Annotated in this window: 12 protein-coding genes; 5 read left to right on the top strand and 7 right to left on the bottom strand. The window is 66.4% G+C overall.

All coding sequences use genetic code 11. The features are described 5' to 3' along the window. Positions 1-74: 74 nt before the first annotated feature. From SFA35_RS03950 to SFA35_RS03935, 4 genes are all read right to left on the bottom strand, one after another. Positions 75-971 (bottom strand): LysR family transcriptional regulator, encoded by an 897-nt coding sequence (locus tag SFA35_RS03950; RefSeq protein WP_320575410.1) that lies wholly within the window; start codon positions 969-971, stop codon positions 75-77. Positions 972-996: 25 nt separating this feature from the next. Further along, positions 997-1,581, bottom strand: coding sequence for an NAD(P)H-dependent oxidoreductase (locus SFA35_RS03945; RefSeq protein ID WP_320575408.1), 585 nt, complete (start codon positions 1,579-1,581; stop codon positions 997-999). Between the two features lie 203 nt (positions 1,582-1,784). Then, positions 1,785-2,672, bottom strand: coding sequence for a 3-hydroxyisobutyrate dehydrogenase (gene mmsB / locus SFA35_RS03940; RefSeq protein ID WP_320575406.1), 888 nt, complete (start codon positions 2,670-2,672; stop codon positions 1,785-1,787). A 9-nt stretch (positions 2,673-2,681) separates the two neighbouring features. Further along, a complete protein-coding gene (locus SFA35_RS03935) occupies positions 2,682-4,205 on the bottom strand; it encodes a CoA-acylating methylmalonate-semialdehyde dehydrogenase (RefSeq protein WP_320575403.1) in 1,524 nt (507 codons plus the stop codon). Positions 4,206-4,310: 105 nt separating this feature from the next. Between SFA35_RS03935 and SFA35_RS03930 the strand changes: the two genes are divergently transcribed. From SFA35_RS03930 to SFA35_RS03910, 5 genes are all read left to right on the top strand, one after another. Beyond that, entirely contained in the window at positions 4,311-5,282 is a 972-nt protein-coding gene (locus tag SFA35_RS03930; RefSeq protein ID WP_320575401.1) for a LysR family transcriptional regulator, read from the top strand. Positions 5,283-5,651: 369 nt separating this feature from the next. After that, complete coding sequence (locus SFA35_RS03925; protein WP_320575399.1) at positions 5,652-6,494, top strand: sugar phosphate isomerase/epimerase; 843 nt, start codon at positions 5,652-5,654, stop codon at positions 6,492-6,494. 51 nt (positions 6,495-6,545) lie between these two features. After that, complete coding sequence (locus SFA35_RS03920) at positions 6,546-7,586, top strand: isopenicillin N synthase family dioxygenase (protein ID WP_320575397.1); 1,041 nt, start codon at positions 6,546-6,548, stop codon at positions 7,584-7,586. Between the two features lie 40 nt (positions 7,587-7,626). Next, positions 7,627-8,409, top strand: a complete 783-nt coding sequence (locus SFA35_RS03915; protein WP_320575394.1) for an ABC transporter substrate-binding protein — start codon at positions 7,627-7,629, stop codon at positions 8,407-8,409. Between the two features lie 59 nt (positions 8,410-8,468). After that, complete coding sequence (locus SFA35_RS03910; RefSeq protein ID WP_320575392.1) at positions 8,469-9,986, top strand: amino acid ABC transporter permease/ATP-binding protein; 1,518 nt, start codon at positions 8,469-8,471, stop codon at positions 9,984-9,986. 16 nt (positions 9,987-10,002) lie between these two features. On the opposite strand, the gene recD is transcribed toward SFA35_RS03910, so the two are convergent. Genes recD through recC form a run of 3 tightly spaced genes read right to left on the bottom strand, consistent with a single transcriptional unit; the run spans position 10,003 to position 19,249 of the window. Next, positions 10,003-12,084, bottom strand: coding sequence for an exodeoxyribonuclease V subunit alpha (gene recD / locus SFA35_RS03905; protein WP_320578829.1), 2,082 nt, complete (start codon positions 12,082-12,084; stop codon positions 10,003-10,005). Beyond that, positions 12,081-15,770: an exodeoxyribonuclease V subunit beta gene (gene recB, locus SFA35_RS03900; protein WP_320575391.1), complete on the bottom strand. Its 3,690-nt coding sequence runs from the start codon at positions 15,768-15,770 to the stop codon at positions 12,081-12,083. Before recB ends, recD begins: the two co-directional genes overlap by 4 nt. After that, positions 15,767-19,249 carry an exodeoxyribonuclease V subunit gamma gene (recC, locus tag SFA35_RS03895; RefSeq protein WP_320575390.1) on the bottom strand — a complete coding sequence of 1,161 codons (3,483 nt, stop codon included), beginning with the start codon at positions 19,247-19,249 and terminating at the stop codon, positions 15,767-15,769. Before recC ends, recB begins: the two co-directional genes overlap by 4 nt. Positions 19,250-19,309: the final 60 nt, after the last annotated feature.

Below are 19,309 nucleotides of genomic sequence, written 5' to 3'. Positions count from 1 at the left end.
ACGAATGGTGTCATTAAGGCCCATGTCGGCACAGTTATCAAATCACCTCTACTGCGCGCGGCGGGTAAAAGCTTTCAGTCGGCGTATTCGGCGAGTTTTTCCTGGATGAAGTCCAGGAAGCACTGGATGCGCAGCGCCAGCTGCGAATTGCGATAGAACACCGCGTGGATCGGCTGGCGATAGCCGTTGTTGGCCTCGCCGAGCAGCACCTGCAGGTCGCCGCGGCGGATGTCCTCGCCAGTCATGAAGTGCGACAGGCAGGCGATGCCCTGCCCCTCCAGCGCCAGCTGGCGAATGGTCTCGCCGCTGGAGGCCGACAGGCTCGGGCGAATCAGCCAGTCATCGCCCTCGGCATGGCGCAGCGGCCAGTTGTTCAGGGTTTCGGTGTGGCTGAAACCCAGCAGGCTGTGCTCGAGCAGGTCCTGCACCCGCGTCGGCCTGCCGTGCCGGGCCAGGTAGGCGGGGCTGGCGAGGATGTTCAGCGGGCTGCAACCGAGCGAGCGGGCGTGCAGGCTGGAGTCGGCCAGCACGCCGATGCGGATGGCAACGTCAGTGCTTTGCTCGAGCAGGTCGATGATCAGGTCGTTGCTGTTGAGCTCCAGCTGGATGTCCGGGTACAGCGCGCGAAACTCGGGCACGTGCGGCACGATGGCGTGGACCATGAACGGCGCCGCCGCGTTGATCCGCAGCCGCCCGGAGGGCCGCTGGTGGCGTGCGGCCAGGCGCTCTTCGAGGTTTTGCATCTGGTCGAGGATCAGCCGCGCCTGTTCGAAGAAGTAGCGGCCCTCCTCGGTCAGGTCCATGCGCCGGGTGGTGCGGTTGATCAGCGTGGTGTCGAGCTTGCCTTCCAGGCGCGCCAGGCTGCGGCTGACCGCCGAGGGGGTCTGGCCCAGCAATTCGGCGGCAGCCGAGATGGAACCGCGCTCGATCACCGCGACAAACAGCTGCAACTCATCGGATCGCGCTTTCAACAGTTCACTCCGTGGCGGGCAGGCCTCAAGCACCGAGCACGCGCAGCAGGTGCTGGCGGTAGCGCTCGACGTCAGCCTCGATATTCGGCCGCTTCATCACATCGACGCTGAGGAAGGTGGGCAAGGCGGTCATGCCGAGGAACTGGTTGGCCTTGTGGAACGGGAAATATACCGCGTCCACGCCCTTGCCCTCGAAGAAATCGCTCGGGTCGTCGAAGGCCTGCTGCGGTGCGTTCCAGGTGGCGGCGATCATGTACTGCTTGCCCTGCACCAGGCCACCGCTGCCGTATTTCTGCGAGGCGTCGGAGCGCGTGCGGCCGTCGTTGGCGTAGAGGCTGCCGTGGCCTTCGGTGAGCACCTCGTCGAGGTACTTCTTCACGGTCCAGGGCGCGCCCATCCACCAGCCGGGCATCTGGTAGACGATGACGTCGGCCCACAGGTACTTCTGCACTTCTTCGCTGACATCGTAACCGCCATCGATGAAGGTGGTCTGCACGTCGAAACCGGCGTGATCGAGGGTGGCGACAGCGGCGTCATGCAGAGTGGTGTTGTAGCGGCCGTCGGAATGGGCGAACTGCTTGCCGCCGTTGAGCAGGAGGATCTTTTTCATGGGGTATGCCTCGGAATTTGATGGAGGCATGGTACTGGGAGCCCGGCGTGCGAATAAGACACGAATGCGCAAATGAATTTTGCTGGAAGGGAACGAATCAGCGGTCTGCGTCAACGCCTTTCATGTGGGACTGGGCTTGCCCGGGAAGGGAGTACATCCGGTTCCCGGGCCAGCCCGGTCCCACAGCACAACAAACAACGCCGTCATTCGCCGCGACGATACCCCTTGATGATCGCCGAAAAATCCAGCCCGCCGTCGCCGCGCAAACTCATCGCCTGGTAGAGCTGCTGGGCCACCGCCCCGAGCACCACCGGCTGCTTGGCCACCCGCGCCGCTTCGGTGGCCAGCCCCAGGTCCTTGAGCATCAGCTCGGCACCGAAGCCGCCGGTGTAGCCGCGTGACGCTGGCGCCGTGTCGATGATCCCGGGCCAGGGATTGTAGGTGTCCGAACTCCAGCAACGCCCGGTCGAGGTGTTGAGGATGCCGGCCAGCACCTGGGTGTCGATGCCCAGCGCGTCACCCAAGGCCATGGCTTCGGACACGCCGATCATGGAGATCCCCAGGAGCATGTTGTTGCAGATCTTGGCGATCTGCCCGGTGCCGACTTCGCCGCAGTGCACGATGTTGCGGCCCATCTGCGCCAGCACCGGCTGCAAGGTGGCGAACAGCTCGGCGGTGGCGCCGACCATGAAGGTCAGGGTGCCCGCCTGGGCGCCGCCGGTGCCGCCGCTGACCGGCGCGTCGGCCAGCGCCACGCCCTGCTTGAGCGCCAGCGCCGAGACGTCGCGCACGGTCTGCGGGTCGATGGTGCTGCAGTCCACCGCCGGCGTGCCGGGGCGGATGCCGGCCAGCACGCCGTCGTCGCCCAGGTACACGCTGCGTACATGGGCCGCCGCCGGCAGCATGGTGATCACCAGTTCGGCGGCCCGCGCCGCGTCCCGTGGCGAGTCGCTGATGTGCCCGCCCTGCTCGGCCAGCTCGCCGAGCACGGCCTGGTTGAGGTCGAACAGATGTACCTGATGGCCGGCCTTGAGCAGGTTGCGCGCCATGGGCGCGCCCATGTTGCCCAGGCCGATGAATGCGATGTCCATGGCCGTCTCCTACTTCAGGTTGATGGTGGTATTGACGCCGTCGTTGACGCTGCTGTCATCGAACCAGCGCGCGGTCACCGTCTTGGTCTGGGTGTAGAACTGCACCACCTGCTTGCCGTAGGGGCCGAGGTCGCCGAGCTTGGAGCCGCGCGAACCGGTGAAGCTGAAGAACGGCACCGGCACTGGAATCGGAATATTGATGCCCACTTGGCCGACGTCGATCTCGCTCTGGAACTTGCGCGCCGCTGCGCCGCTCTGGGTGAACAGGCCGACGCCGTTGCCGAAGGGGTTGCGGTTGACCAGCTCGATGGCCTCGTCGAGTGTGTCGACGGTCAGCACCACCAGCACCGGGCCGAATATTTCCTGGGTGTAGATCTGCATCTCGGTGGTGACCCCGGAGAACAGCGTCGGGCCGACGAAGTTGCCGTCCTCGAAACCCGCCACCTTCACGTCGCGGCCATCCAGTTCGAGGGTCGCGCCCTCCTCCACGCCGCTGGCGATCAGGCCCAGCACGCGCTGTTTGGCGCGCCGGGAAATCACCGGCCCGACATCCGTGCCCGGCTCGCTGCCAGCGTTGACCTTGAGCTTCTGCGCCAGCGCCTTGAGATCGGGAATCCATTGCTTGGCCGCGCCCACCAGCACCGCCACCGACGTGGCCATGCAACGCTGCCCGGCCGCGCCGAAGGCAGCACCGACCAAAGCGTTGAGCGTCTGCTCGCGGTTGGCGTCGGGCAGCACCACTGCATGGTTCTTGGCTCCCATCATCGCCTGCACGCGCTTGCCGTGCTGGCCGGCGAGGTCATAGACGTGAGTGCCGACCGCGGTTGAGCCGACGAAAGAGACCGCCTTGATATCCTGATGGGTGCACAGCGCGTCGACCACTTCCTTGCCACCATGCACAACGTTGAGCACCCCCGCCGGCACGCCGGCTTCCAGCGCCAGCTCGACCAGCTGCACGGTGCTCAGCGGGTCCTGCTCGGAGGGCTTGAGCACGAAGGTGTTGCCGCAGACGATGGCCATGGGAAACATCCACAGCGGAATCATCGCCGGGAAGTTGAAGGGAGTGATGCCGGCGCACACGCCGATCGGCTGGCGCAGAGTGTAGGTGTCGACGCCGCTGGCGACGTTCTCGGCGAACTCGCCCAACTGCAGGCTGCCGATCGAGCAGGCATGCTCGACCACTTCCAGCCCACGGAAAATATCGCCCTCGGCGTCGGCGATGGTCTTGCCCTGCTCGGCACTGAGGGTCCTGGCGATACGCGGCGAGTGCTCGCGAATCAGCGCCTGCAGCTTGAGCATGATGCGCATGCGCGCGCCGATTGGCGTATTGCGCCAGCTCTTGAAGGCGCTGTGGGCGGCAGCGACGGCAGCGTCGACTTCGGCGCGAGTGGCCAGCGGCACGCGGGCCAGTACCTGCTGGGTGGCCGGGTTGACCACGTCGAGCCATTCGCTGGTGGTGGACTCGAGCCATTGGCCGTTGATCAGCAGCTTGACGGTTTGCGTCTGGGTGCCGGCCGGGAGTGAAGCGTTCATCGTAAACCTCCGCATCTTATTGTTATGGGGTATGGCGTGATGACCTAGGGGAGGAGTATAGATGTGCAAACTTCTAACAATAATGCTTATTAAAGCCGGTCCAACATGCAAAAAAACCTCACGCCGCCGACGCCCTCGTTGAGCACCCTCAACTGGGACGACCTGAAGTTTTTTCTCGAAGTGGCCCGCACGCGCAAGGCCAGCACCGCTGCCAAACGCCTGGGTGTGGACTACACCACGGTGTCGCGGCGCATCGCCGCGCTGGAGGCAGCGCTGGGTACGCTGCTGTTCGAGAAGTCGCGCACCACCGGCTTCGTCTTGACCAGCGAAGGCCAGCGCCTGCTCAGCTACGCCGAAACCGTGGAAAGTACCCTGCACATGGCCTGCGAGCAGGTGTCGGGCTCAAGCATGGCGCTCTCGGGGCATGTGCGCATGGGCTGCACCGAAGGCTTCGGCAGCTTCTTCATCACCCCGCAGCTGAGCCATTTCGTCGACCGTTACCCAGCCATCAGCGTCGACATCCTGCCGCTGCCGCACTTCATCAGCCTGTCCAAGCGCGAAGCCGACATCGTCATCGCCCTGGAACGCCCCGAGCACGGCCCCTATGTGTGCTGCAAGCTGTGCGACTACCGGCTGCGGCTTTACGCTACCGCCGAATATCTCGAACGCCACCCGCCCATCGGCACCCTGGCCGACCTGAATGCCCATCCCTTCATCAGCTACGTCGACGACCTGGCCTTCAGCTCCGAGCTGCTCTACCTGCACCATCTATTGCCGAACGCCAACGCGCACCTGCGCAGCACCAGCGTGATCGCCCAGTTCGTCGCCGCGCTGCAGGGGCGCGGCCTGGCGATACTGCCGTGCTTTCTGGCGGCGCAGGACGCGCGGCTGATCGCGGTGTTGCCAGAGGAGGTGAACATCACCCGGCAGTTCTGGATGTACTGCCGCGAGGATCTGCGCAAATTGAAGCGCATTACCCTGTTGTGGGACTACATTCGCGAGGTGACCGAGCTCAACCAGCCGCTATTGATGGGGAGCTCGCCGCAGACGGTGTTTGTGGATGGAGCCCCGGCTTGAAAACAGGTGGGTGGGGGCAAAGCCCCCTCAAGCAGATCAAAAGATCGGGGTCTTCGCCACCTCCCACGATTTCGCACAGTCATTCGCTACCTGCCAGGCGCACCCCAGTTTGATCTTCAAGCAAAACTCGGGGGCTTTGCCCCCTCCCACAGGTCCAACGCCCACTCGGCGCTGAGCATTACTTCAGAAAAACCTGAACTATCGATTTGCACTTTCCTATTCTTCCCGGCGCGCCGGCCTGCCTACCATCCGCCGCAGGGACCCACAGAGGTCTCGCCCCGCTGCACGCCTTGCTACTGCCCATGACAACGACGTCGGCCCATGCCGCTGGCGTCTGCACGCAGCCGAGAGTTTGCCGAGGGGCCATCGATGAAACTGGATATTTTCCGCAGCCTGTGGGGCTACACCGCCAGCAAGACGCAAGCGCTGGAGGAGATGCTCGAACACGGTTTCACCGGCATGGAGGCGCGGCTGCCGTTGGTGGCGGAGGATCGGGCGCAGTTCGCCAGCTTCCTCAAGGCCAATCGGGTCGGTTACATCGCCACGGTGTTCACCGCCTACGACGTGTTGCCCAAGCAGTCGGCCAGCGTGGCCGAGCACCTTGCCGACCTCGACCTCAAGCTGGGCCTGGCCGCCGAAATGGCGCCGCGCTTCGTCAACCTCTTGGCCGGCAACGACCGCTGGGGCATGGCCGAGCAGGTCGAGTTTCATGGCCAGGCCCTGGAGCTGGCGCGCAAGCACGGCCAGTTCTGCACCTTCGAAACCCATCGCTCGCGCTCGCTGTATAGCCCCTGGGTGACCCTGGAGCTGATCCGCCAGCTGCCGCAGCTGCGTTTTACCAGTGACATCAGCCACTGGATCGTCACCTGCGAGCGGCTGCTGGACGACCCGGCCGACGACCTCACGCCCTTCATCGAGCGCGTTCATCACATCCAGGCCCGGGTCGGCTACGACCAGGGTCCGCAAGTGCCGCACCCCGGCGCGCCGGAATACGCCCGCGAACTGGCCTTCCACCAGCAGCACTGGGAAGCGGTGTGGCGCTCGCAGGTTGCCCGCGGCTTCGAGGTCAGCACCCTGACCCCGGAGTTCGGCGCCGACGGCTACCTGCATCACCTGCCTTTCACCAATGTGCCGGTGGCCGACCTGTGGTCGCTGAACGTGTGGATGGCGCGCAGCGAGCGCGCGCATTTCGACCGCTTCAGCCAGGCCTGATCCAGCCCATCGTCCATCGATAACAACGCCTCTATAAAAGGGAGCCACGCCGTGAGTCACGAACAAGCCAATTTCAGCAGCATCCCGGTGGTGGACATCGCCGGCCTGTTCAGCGCCGAGCTGGAAGACCGCCTGGTGGTCGCCGAGGCCCTCGGCCGCGCTGCCAGCGATGTCGGTTTTCTCTACATCACCGGGCACGGTATCGCGCCCGAGTTGATCGCCGGCCTGCACAAGGCCGCCGAGGACTATTTCGCCCAGCCGTTCGAGACCAAGATGCAGCACTACATCGGCACCTCGGAATCGCACAAGGGCTTCGTGCCAGAGGGCGAAGAGGTGTACTCCAAGGGCAAGCCGGATCACAAGGAGGCCTTCGACATCGGCTTCGAAGTGCCCGCCGACGACCCGCTGTTCCTGGCGAAGACGCCGCTGCTAGGGCCCAATCACTGGCCGGCGGTGCCCGGCTTCAAGGAATCGGTGCAGGCCTACTACGCCGCCGTGTTCGCCCTGGGCCGCCAGCTGTTCGGCGGTTTCGCGCTGGCGCTGGGCCTGGAGGAAGACTACTTCGATGCCATGGTCACCCGCCCGCCCTCCAAGCTGCGCTTGATCCACTACCCGTTCGATGCCAGCGCGGTCGACGCGCCCGGTATTGGTGCGCATACCGATTACGAATGCTTCACCATCCTGCACGCCGACCAGCCGGGCCTTGAGGTGATGAACGACCAGCACCAGTGGATCGACGCGCCGCCCCTGGCAGACGCCTTCGTGGTCAACATCGGCGACATGCTCGAGGTGATGACCGCCGGTACGTTCGTTGCAACGGCCCATCGGGTGCGCAAGGTCGGCCAGGAGCGTTACTCCTTTCCGCTGTTCTACGCCTGCGACTACCACACGCAGATCAAGCCGCTGCCGCAGTTTGCCAAGGCCGGCGAGGAGTATCAGGAGATTGCCATCGGCGAGCACATGTTTGGCCAGGCCCTGCAGAGTTATCAGTACCTGCGGCGCAAGGTCGAGAACGGCGAGATCCAATTACCGGCCAAGGCGCGCAAACCGTCGAGCTTCGGCCATTTGAAAAACCAGGCACAACCTTCCTGACCCGTCACCCATCCTGACAAAGCCCGTGGAGCCCCCATACATGTCCAAGAAGATCGCCAGCCTGACCCTGCTCGCCACCGCCATGCTCTGCGCCGCCAGCGGCTTTGCCGCCGACAAGCCGTTGAAAGTCGGCATGGAAATCACCTACCCACCGTTCGAGTCCTATGACGCCGACAAGAACGTGGTCGGCTCCGACCCCGACCTGTCGCGCGCCCTGGCCAAGCAGATGGGCACCACCGCCGAGTTCGTCGACACCAAATTCCCCAACCTGATCCTCGGGCTCAACGCCGGCCATTACGACGCAATCATCTCCGGCATGTACATCACCCCCGAGCGCCAGGCCCAGGCGCAGACCATTCCCTACGCCAAGACCGGCGCGGCGATCATGGTGCCGGCCGGCAGCGCGATCAAGCCGGCGGTGCCCGAAGACCTGTGCGGCCTGAAGGTCGGGCTTGAGCAAGGCACCACCTGGGTGGCGGCGTTCAACAAGCTGTCCACGGAATACTGCGTGCCCAAGGGCAAGGGCGCGATCACCATCAGCGAGTACCCGTCCGCGCCTGAGGTGACCCAGGCGCTGCTGTCGAAGAACATCCAGGCGCAGGTGGAAATCTCCGGCGCGGCGCACATGATCGCCGACAAGACCAAAGGCCGTGTGGTGGTCACTTCCACCGAGCTGGTGTACCCGCAGACCCTGGGCATCTACGTGAAAAAGGGCGACGACGCGACCTATCAGGCGCTGCTCAAGGCCGTGGAAGCCTCGAAGAAAAGCGGCGAATACTCGAGCATTCTGAAGAAGTACAACCTGGAAGAAGCATCCAACTGACACCTTCGGCCACCCTCGCCTGAGGGTGGCCGTTGGCCTTGCCGATTCGAGAGTGTTTCATGGTATTTGACTGGTCTTACTTTTTTTCGCTGTTCTCCATGCCGGCCTTCTGGCAGGCCAGCCTGACGGTGGTCGAGCTCAGCGCGCTGGGCTGGTTCATCGGCATGCTGCTGGGCTTTCTGCTGGCCTCGGCGAAGCTGTCCAGTTCACGCCTGCTGAGCGTGCCGGCCGGCATTTATATCTGGTTTTTTCGCAGCATCCCGCTGCTGGTGCTGGTGGTGTTCGTCTACAACCTGCCACAGATGCTGCCCGGCAGCGGCGCAGTGCTGTCCAACCCGTTCTATTCCGGGCTGCTGGCGCTGGTGGTCACCGAAGCGGCGTACATGGCCGAGATCCATCGCGGCGGCTTGATCTCGGTGATCAAGGGCCAGAAGGAGGCCGGCCGCGCGCTGGGCATCGGCGTGCTGGGCATGCAGCGGCTGATCGTCATCCCCCAGGCGTTTCGCATTTCCCTGCCGACCTTGATCAACGAGTACATCACGGTGGTCAAGCTGACCTCGCTGGTGTCGGTGATCTCCCTGACGGAAATCCTTACCGTGGGCCAGCGCCTGTATGCGCAGAATTTTCTGGTGATGGAAACCCTGGCCGCCGTGGGGCTGTACTACGTGATGATCGTCAGCGTGTTCGGCTGGCTGCTGCAGCGCTTCGAGCACTCTCTGGACCTCAACCAGCGCAAGCCACAGACCCTCGACGCCGCCGCGCTGATACAGCTCAAGGGCCAGCTCAAGGCGGCGGCGGTCAACGTGCGGCCGGCGTCGGCACCGGGTGCGGCCCCTGCGCTGCAACTGCAGAACATCCACAAGAGCTACGGCGACCATGACGTGCTCAAGGGCATCGACCTGCGCATCAGTGCCGGCCAGGTGGTGTCGATCATCGGCCCGTCAGGCTCGGGCAAGACGTCGCTGATCCGCACCATCAACGGCCTGGAGAGCATCGACCAGGGCGAGATCGTGCTGTTCGGCGAAAGCTTCATCCATGCCAGCGACACGCCGAACAACCCGCAGGTGCGCCGCGGCGTGCGCCACATCGGCATGGTGTTCCAGAACTTCAACCTGTTCCCGCACCGCACCATCCTCGACAACATCACCCTGGCGCCGCGCTATCACGGCCAGGCGCGCGAGCTCAGCGAACAACGGGCCTATGCCCTGCTGGACAAGGTCGGGCTGCTGGCCCATGCACGCAAGTACCCGCACCAGCTGTCCGGTGGCCAGCAGCAGCGCGTGGCCATCGCCCGCGCCCTGGCGATCGACCCGGAGATCATGCTGTTCGACGAGCCGACTTCGGCACTGGACCCGGAGCTGGTGGGCGATGTGCTGAACGTGATTCAGGGCCTGGCGCGCGAGGGCATGACGTTGCTGATCGTGACCCATGAAATGGAGTTCGCCATGTCGATTTCCGACCGGGTGATCTTCATGGAGAACGGCCATATCGGGCTGGATGCGCCGCCGGAGGCGATCCGCCGGGATGTGCACAGTGAACGGGTGAGGAAGTTCATGGGCATCGAGCGGGCGGCCTGATGGGCGGGTTTGATCATCAAACACTCTCTACGAACAAGCCGCTCAACCGCTTCACACGCCGGCGCACAGCTTCTTCGAACACCCCCTGGCGCGGTTCCACCAGGCTGAACCAATGCTTGGCGCGGGTGATCCCGGTGTAGATCAGCTCCTTGGTCAGCACCGGGTTCAAGGCCTCCGGCAGCACCAGCGCGGTGTGGGCGAATTCCGAGCCCTGGGATTTGTGCACGGTCATGGCGTACACGGTTTCCACGTCGTTGAGCCGGCTGGGCAGCACGAAACGCACGCCGCCCCTGCCGTCGTTGCGGGCGAAGGCCACGCGCAGCACCTGGCGGGCGCTGTCGCCGCTCTCGGGCAGGCGCAACACGATGCCGATGTCGCCATTCATCAAACCCAGGCCATAGTCATTGCGGGTCATCAGCACCGGGCGACCTTCGTACCACTGGCCGTCGTGCGCGATCAGCCCGTTGGCCAGCAAAGTGCGGGTGGCGCGCTGGTTGAGGCCCTCCACGCCCCACGGCCCCTTGCGCACGGCACAGAGCAGCTGGAAGGTGTCGAAGGCGTCCAGCACGCTGCGCGCCCAGCTCTCCCACTGCGGATCTTCCAAGGGCAGGTCGGCCGCCGGACGCGTGCGGCGCAACAACTCCAGATAGAACCGGTAACCCACCGGTTGGCCTGCACCGCCGCCGTGGCCGTCGAGCACCAGGCGCTCCAGAGCCGGGTCGTGCTCGCCCTTGAGCGGCACCGAGTGGACGTCCGCGTACTGCCCAGCGCGCAGCACCGCGCGCGCTGCCTCGGCCTGCTGGCGGTTGACCTCGCGGGCCAGCTGGCCGATGCCGCTGGTGTGCCCGAAGCGCCGCGAGTGGCGCAGCATCACCACCTGCTGGGCCAGGGGGAAGGCCTCATCGCTGCCTTCGAGCAACTCGCTGGCGCCCAGGTCTTCGCCGCTGACCTGCTCCAGCCACGCGCGAGTCTGCGGGCTATAGCGGCCCGCCTCGGCGTCGCGACAGAGGTCGCCCAGCACGGCGCCAGCTTCCACCGAGGCCAGCTGGTCCTTGTCGCCCAGCAGCACCAGGCGGGCGTGGGCAGGCAAGGCGTCGAGCAAATTGGCCATCATTTCCAGGTCGATCATCGAGGCTTCGTCCACCACCAGCACGTCCAGCGGCAACGGGTTGCTGGCGTCGTGCCGGAAATGCCGGGTGCCCGGGCGGCTGCCGAGCAGGCGGTGCACGGTGGTGACCTCGCTGGGAATTTTCTCGCGCACGTCGGGGCTGACCTCCAGGCTGCGCACCTGCACGCTGATCGACTCGGTCAGGCGCGCGGCAGCCTTGCCGGTGGGCGCCGCCAGGCGAATGCGCAGGGGTTGCCCACGCGCCACCGCTGGCGCCTGCAGCAGTGCGAGCAAGCGCACCACGGTGGTGGTCTTGCCGGTGCCGGGGCCGCCGGTGACGATGCTGAAGGCGCCACGGGTGGCCAGCGCACAGGCCAGCTTCTGCCAGTCGATGGGCGCACCCGTGGCCGGGCCGAACAACTGCTCGAGACGCTCGCGCAGATCGTCCGGTGGCGGTTCGCTGGCGGCCAGACGCTGCACCAGCGCCTGATCGATGCGCCGCTCGTAGTTCCAGTAGCGGCGCAGGTACAGCCGTGAGCCCGACAGCACCAGCGGGCGCGCGCTGTGGGCGGGGTCGGCGCCGGCGGCGACCAGCGTGCTGGCGATGACGGCGGAGCGCCAGGTGTCGCCGTCGAGGTTGTGCAGCAGTTGCGAGGGCAGCAGCAGCGGCCCGGCCAGCGCGTCGCCTTCGGGTGGCAACGACAGGGCGAAATCGGGTTCGGCGAGGGTAGCGTTGAGGTCCAGGCAGACATGCCCGTGGCCCAGCTGATGGCTGGTCAGGGCCGCAGCCAGCAGCAACAGCGGGTCGGCTCCAGGGTCGCGCTCGGCGAGGAAGGCGACGAAGGCTTTGTCCAGTGCGCGCAGCCAGCCGCGCTCGACCCAGCGCTCGAGCAGGGTCAGCAGGTCGGCCACGCGGGTCAGGGGCTGCAGGGCCGAAAGGCTCTCGGCCTGCAGCGGGGTGGGCAACAGATCGGCGAACGTACGCATCAGAACAACGCTCCTTGCACGCCGGGCGCCGCTGGCGCCTTGGCGCTGAACAGGGCGTCGAGCTGTTCGATCAGCTCGCGGGGCGGACGGGTGAAATACAGGCCCTGGCTGGCCGAATCGATGCCGCGCAGGAACACGAACAGCGCCCCGCCGACGTGCCTGTCATAGTCGTAGGCGGCGCCCAGGCGCGCCTTGAGTTGGCGATGCAGGGCCAGCAGGTAGAGCACGTATTGCAGGTCGTAGCGGTTGTGCAGGATGGCGTCGTTCATGGCGCTGACGGTGTAGGCCTGGTCGTCCGGGCCCAGCCAGTTGGACTTGTAGTCAGCCACGTAGTAGCGCCCGTCGTGCTCGAAGCACAGGTCGATGAAACCTTTGAACATGCCATTGAGCAGCGCCCCTTCGGCAGGGGCCCGCGGCTGGCCCAGGTGGGTGCCGGCGGTAACCAGCGCGTCCAGGCGGGCGACATCGACCCGGTGGCTGGCAAACCAGAATTCCATCTCGATGCGGTATTCGCTCAGCTCGCCCAGGCGCAGCGGCGCGGTCTGCGGGTCGAGCTGCAACGGCGCGGCCAGCAGGTGCTGCAGCCACTCGGCGAGGGTGGGAATCCAGCCGCTCCAGCCACGTCGGTTGCAACGCCGGGCCACGGCATCCTGCAGTGCCTGGGGGTTGCCGGCGGCCTCGGCGAAGCCTTCGTTGCCCGCCCACTCCAGCAAACCATGCAGGAAGGTGCCGGGCCCCGGGCCGCGCGGGAAGCGGTGGATGTCGCCGCTGGTGGCCGGCACCTGGCGGGCGGCCAGCGGGTCGAGGCGTTCGTCGTCGAACAGCTTCTGCGCCTGCGGGTCATCCGGCGCCGCGGGGTTGCCCTCGCTGATGCGCAAGGCGCTGTAGGAGGCGATCCACCAGTTTTCGGCGGCCTTGCGTTTGGGCACCCGCGGTTTGCGCAGCGCCGCTTCGTTGCGTGGCGGCACGAAGGTCTGGCCGTCCTGCTCGGGCAGCGCCGCGCAATGGATGCCCGGGCAGCCGGCCCCGGCATCGGCGAGCCAGCCGGCCAGCTGCGCCGATTCGCGCAGCACCGCGCCGCCACCCAGCAGGTAACCCATGGCGCTGCGGTGCAGTATCGAGTCCTTGGCGGTGCCACGCTTGAGGTCGGCCACGCCCAGCCACAGGGCATGCCGGGCGCGAGTCAGGGCCACGTACAGCAGGCGCAGGTCCTCGGCCAGGCGCTCGTTGTCGGCCAGCTCGATCTGCTCGGCGCTGGGGCTGAGGGTCACCTGCACCTGGTCGTGCTCGTCGTGCCAGGCAAGCGGCAGGCGCTTGCCGTCCACCGGCTTGGCCGAGCAGATGAAGGGCAGGAACACCAGTGGATATTCCAACCCCTTGGATTTGTGGATGGTGATGACCTTGACCAGCTGCTCGTCGCTTTCCAGGCGCAGGATCTGCTCCTCGCCGGTCTGCCCGGACAGCGCCAGGTGCTCGGACAAATGGCGGATGAGTGCCTGTTCGCCGTCCAGCTCGCCAGAAGCTTGCTGCAACAGTTCGCACAGGTGCAGCAGGTTGGTCAGCACCCGCTCGCCGTCGCTGCGGCCGATCAGTGTCAGGGGCAGGTTGAAGTCGTGCAGCAGCTTGCGCAGCATCGGCAGCACGCCCTGCACTCGCCAGATATGCCGGTAGTTGCGAAATTGCATGACGCGCTGTTCCCAGGCCAGCTCGTCCTGATTGAGGCGCTCGAGTTCAGCCAGCGGCAGGTCCAGGGTGATGCTGGCCAGGGCGGCGCGCAGTGGGCGTTCGGCATCCGGCTCGGCGCAGGCCTTGAGCCAGCTCAGCAGGTCGCGCGCCTCCTGGGCAGCGAACACCGAGTCCTTGTCCGACAGGTACACGCTGCGCACCCCGCGCGCCGCCAGTTCCGCGCGCACCGCCTGGGCTTCGCGGCCGTCGCGCACCAGAATGGCGATGTCGGCCGGCAGGATGCCGCGCAACTGTTCGCCCTGCACGAAGCCACCCCGGCCCTGCTGGCCGGCGTTGAGCAGGCGGACGATCTCGCCGGCGCAGGCAGCGGCCATGGCGGCGCGGTAGCCCGGCCCACTGACAGGCTCATCGCTGGCCAGCTGCCAGAAATTCAACGCCGGCACCTCGCTGCCATCGACTTGCAGGTGCTCCTTGCGCCCCTGGGCCAGCACCGGCAGAAACGGCACCGGATTGTCCGCGCCGTGGCGGAACAGGAAGGCGCCAAGGCCTTCGGGGCGCTGTTCGGCACGCGCGAACAGGTGATTGACCGCCTCGACCATGGCGTGGCTGGAGCGAAAGTTGGTGCCCAGGGTGTGCAGGCGGCCTTCGGTGGCTCGCCGCGCACGCAGGTAGGTATAAATGTCGGCGCCCCGAAAGGCGTAGATCGCCTGCTTGGGGTCGCCGATCAGGAACAGGCCGCTGTCGCTGTGGTTTTCCTCGATCGGATAGATGCTGGCAAAGATTCGGTACTGCACCGGGTCGGTGTCCTGGAACTCGTCGATCAAGGCCACCGGGAACTGCTCGCGAATCAGGCTGGCCAGGCGCTCGCCGCCGCTGCCCTGCAGGGCGGCATCGAGGCGCAGGAGCATGTCGTCGAAACCCATTTCCGCGCGCCGGCGCTTCTCTTGCTCGAAGCGCTGGCCGACCCACTGCGCCGCATGCTCGAGCACGTCGGCGTGCGGCGTTGGCAGCGCCGCGAGGCTGGCCGGCAGGTCAACCATGGCATGCAGTGCCGGATGGCTGGGCGCCTGGTGCTTCCAGGCTTCGGCGACGCCGTCGGGGGTCAGGCGGGTGAAGCCGGTGCCGATGTCCAGGTGCTCGACGCTGTCGTCGCTCGCCCAGGCGGCGAGTTTTTCGAACCAGGGCTCGAAGTAGCGCGCCTGGATCTTGCGCCCGTCCACGGCCTTGGCCGCCAGCCCCTCATGAAACAGCTGGCGCAGCTCGCCGGCCCAATCGGCCCAGGGCTGCTTGAGCTCGCCCAGTGCCTGCTGACGCTGGCGCAAGGCCGCCTCGATCAGCTCGGCTGGCGCAAGTCCGGCCGTGGCCGTGCCCCGCGAGCTGCCGAACAGCGCACGCACCTTGGGCAGCAGCGCCGCCGGGCCACCCCAGTGGCTGCGCACCCACTCCAGCGAACCTCCCTGCATGCCGTAGCAGAAGCGCCGCCAATAGTCGCGCAGCACTTCGCCGAGCAATTCGCTGTGATCGGTTTCCAGGGTCTGGGTGAACAGGCTGCCGCTGTCGAAGGCATGCTCGCGCAGCATGCGCTGGCACCAGCCGTGGATGGTCGAGACTGCCGCTTCATCCATCCATTGGGCGGCCATGTCCAGGCGGCTGGCGCAAGCTGGCCACTGCTCGCGCGGGTATTCGTCGCGCAGCTGCCCGAGCAGCGCGTCAGGGCTGGCGACTTCGTCACGGAAATAGCGGGCCGCTTCGGTCAGGCGCAAGCGGATGCGGTCACGCAGCTCCTGGGTAGCAGCCTCGGTAAAGGTCACCACGAGGATCTGCGGGGGCAGCAACTCGCGCCCAAAGCCGGCCTCGGCGCCACCGTGGCCGAGGATCAGGCGCAGGTACAGCGCCGAGATGGTGAAGGTCTTGCCGGTGCCGGCACTGGCTTCGATCAGCTGGCTGCCCCGCAGCGGGAAGGTCAGGGCCAGCGGCGCTTGCCGAGGGGTGGACTGGCTCATGAGCGCTCCTGCGAATCGCTGTCGATGGATGTCCAGCCCGCTTCGAACATGGGCTTGTACAGGGCTTCGGCCCAACCTTCGAACTCTTCGCTGGCGATCAACGCGTCGAAGTCGGGAAACTCCCGGGCCATGGCGGCATTCTCGCGGCGTTCGCCGTCGGTGGTCAGGCCATCGCCCTCGTATGCCTTGCGGGCTGCAGCGAGGGCCTTTTGCGGATCGCTCTGGCCGAGCCAGGCGAACGCAGTCTTGACCGCCACCGGCAGCGGTCGACGCATGCCCAGTTGCCAGGCCAGCAGCAGGTCGCCCAGGGCCTGGCGCGCGAAGTCGGCCGGCAGCGCAGCGAGCAACAGGGTGTCGTCGCTGGCCACCAGCGCGGTCGTCAGCGGCAGGCCCACGGCGCAGGCCGCCAGGTGGGTGACCCAGGCGCGGGTCAGCCGGTGCCATTTGCGCGAGCGCAATGGGCCGATGGCGTTGGCAATGGTCTCGATGCTCAGCAGGCCGCCGTCGGCACGCTGGTGCAGGCCGCCCAGCCAGCCTTCGAGGGTCAGGCCCTGATGTTCGAACGACAGCGGCAGGGCGCTGTGCAGCACGGTGGGCCAGAGGGTCAGCAGGTTGCGATAGCGCTCCAGCAGATCGGGCAGCGGCGCGATCAACTCCTGCTGCATGATTTCGCCAAAGCCGGCCATCGGCAGCTGGCCACTGCCTTGCAGGCGCAGCGCTTGCTGGTTCAACGCGGCCGTCACCGAGCCCGGTTCGCTGAGCGCCGAGCGCAGCAGGCTCTCGCTGAGGCTGTAGCGCTGCAGGGCGTCGAGCACGAACGGCTCCTCGTCGGCCAGGGGCGCCTGGGCGGCTTCGAAGTAGACCTTCAGGCGCTGGCTGAAAAAGTGCCGGATGGGGTGGCGCACAAAGTCCTGCAACTGCGCCAGGCTGAGCGGCTCCTCCGGCACATAGGCTGGCAGCACCGGGGCCGGCTGAGCGGGCGAGTGCTGCTGATGCAGGCGCTGCCACTCGCCGGCGAAGCTGAACAGCTGCGGGTTTCCTTCATGGAAGTAGCGTGCGCTGAAGGGTTGCAGGGGATGCTCCAGAGTCAGGACGTGCAGCAGTTGCTCGCCGCCGGTACCACTGCCCTCGGGCTCGACCCCGGCCAGGCTCCAGCCGCTGGCCAGGTGATCGCGCAACTGGCCGATCAGCACCGAGGCCGGGCGCTCGCTGTTGTCGCGGATGCTGCGGCCGATCCAGCTGATATAGAGCTGGTCACGGGCCGACAGCAGCGCCTCGAGCAGCAGGTAGCGGTCGTCCTCACGCCGCGAGCGATCACCGGGGCGGTAGTCGCTGCCCATCAGGTCGAAATCCAGCGGCGCCTGGGCGCGCGGGTAGTCGCCGTCATTCATGCCGAGCAGGCACACCAGCCGAAACGGAATGGCGCGCATGGGCATCAAGGTGCAGAAATTCACCGCGCCGGCGAGAAAGCGCTGGGACAGCCGGCCCTGGTCCATGCCGGCCAGCCAGGCTTCGCGCACCACGGTCAGCGGCAGGGCCTCCTGCAGTGCCACCAGCTCGCAGGTTTGCAGCCAGTCTTCACGCAGGTCTTCGAGCTGGGCCAGCAGGTAGTCGTCGTGCTCGTTGCTGGCGAGGAAAAATACCTGCAACAGGTCATGCAGGCGCTCGCCCCATTCGGCCGGTATCGCCGGCAGCGACAGCTGGCGGTGGGCGACTTCCAGAGCATCGAGCAGGGCGACCAGGGGGCCGATCAGGGCCGCGTCCAGCCCGCCGATTTCATCGTAGGGCTCGACCCCATCGCAGGCTTCGCCGTTGCCCACGGCATAGCCCAGCAACATACGCCGCAGGCCGAAGCGCCAGCTGTTCTGCTCCAGGTCGGCGGGCAGGCCGAGGCCGCTGCGCTGCTCGGCATTGAGGCCCCAGCGGATGCCGGCGCCTTCGATCCAGCGATGCAGGGTCGGCAGGTCGCGCTCGGCCACACCGAAGCGGTTGCGCAGGGCGGGCACGTCGAGCAGGTCGAGGATATCACTGACCGGGAAGCGGCTGTCGGGCAGCTTGAGCAGGTGTTCGATGGCGATCAGCAGAGGGTCGCGACCGCGTTGTCCCTGGTCGGTCAGGGTGTAGGGGATGAAGCGGCTGTCAGCGTGCTCCAGCTGGCCGAACACCGCGCGAATGTGCGGCGCGTAGGCGTCGATATCCGGCACCATGACGATGATGTCGCGCGGGCGGAGGCTGGCGTCGGCGCTGAAGCGGGCGAGCAGCTGGTCATGCAGCACCTCGACTTCGCGCTGTGCACTGTGGGTCACGTGAAAGCGGATGGAGCGGTCGCGCTGCGGGTCGACCGGCCCCCAGGTGCTACGGGTTTCCGCCAAGGGCCGCAGTTGCAGGATATCGTCCTGCAATTGGCCCAACAGGGTGTCCTGGGTGCCCTCGACGAACAGGTCGATGCGTTCGTCCTGGAACACGCTGCGGTAACTTTGCGGGTCGTCATGGCTGTCGAGCAGGTTGATGTAGTCGCGGCCCTGCTTGCCCCAGGCGGCCAGCAACGGGTGCGCGTGCTGGTGCAAGGCGTGGGCGTCGAGCACCAGCGGGGTGCCGGCCTTGCGCGCCTGGCGCTTGTATTGGTGGCGCAGCAGGTCCTTGTCGGCGACGATGTCGGTCCAGTGGTAGCGGCAGGGGTTGTGCACGCAAAGCAGCACCTGGCTGAAGCGTGCCAGACCGGCCAGCGCTTCCAGCGCCTGGGCCGGCAGCGACGAGATGCCAAAGACGATCACCCGGGAGGGCAAGCCCTTGGGCGCCTGGTCCAGGCTGTTGATGCGTTCGACGAAACGCCGATGCACCCCTGCCCGGCTCTGCGCCATGCCTTCGGCACCGACGTCCAGCAGCAGGGCGCCCCACAGCTCGGCTTGCCAGCAGTTGGCGGCCGGCAAGGGCTTGGCTTCACCGCGGCCATTGCGCAGCTGATGCTTGCCGGCGGCCCAGTCCTCCAGCCAGTCGGCGCGGTAGACCTGATACTGGTCGAACAGGTCGGCCAGACGCTCGGCCAGTTGATAGCGCTTGCGCAGGTCATTGTCGTCGGTGAGAAAACGCTGCAAAGGCTCGAAGTGCGGACGGCCGATGAGCTCCGGCAGCAGGCGCATCAGGCGCCAGGTCAGAGGCGCCTTGTCCAGCAGCGAGTTGGCGGGGATTTCGTCGCGCCCCAGAACCCGGCGATACAGCTGCCACATGAAACTGCCCGGCAGTTGCACGTCGATGGCTGCGGCGATGCCACAGCCGCCGGTGCCGTCATCACTGGCGTCTTCGGCCAGGGCCAGCTTGAGCCACTGGGCGATGCCGTTGCTTTGCACCAGGGCGATTTCGTTTTCCAGAGGGGCCAGCGGGTAGCGCCGCATGATGCTCACCACCAGGTTGCGCAGCTCGTCCAGGCGGTTGCCTTGAACCACCATGAAACCTGGGGTGAGAGCGTTTGCGTCCGGCATGCGAGCGTCCTGGTTGAGCGGCTTCTGAGGGGGGAAACCTTACCACAAGGGGCGCAGGCT

Source organism: Pseudomonas sp. HR96, assembly GCF_034059295.1.
Taxonomy (GTDB): domain Bacteria; phylum Pseudomonadota; class Gammaproteobacteria; order Pseudomonadales; family Pseudomonadaceae; genus Aquipseudomonas.
The sequence above is the reverse complement of the archived record's forward strand: the minus strand, read 5'-3'. Positions and strand labels throughout refer to the sequence as shown.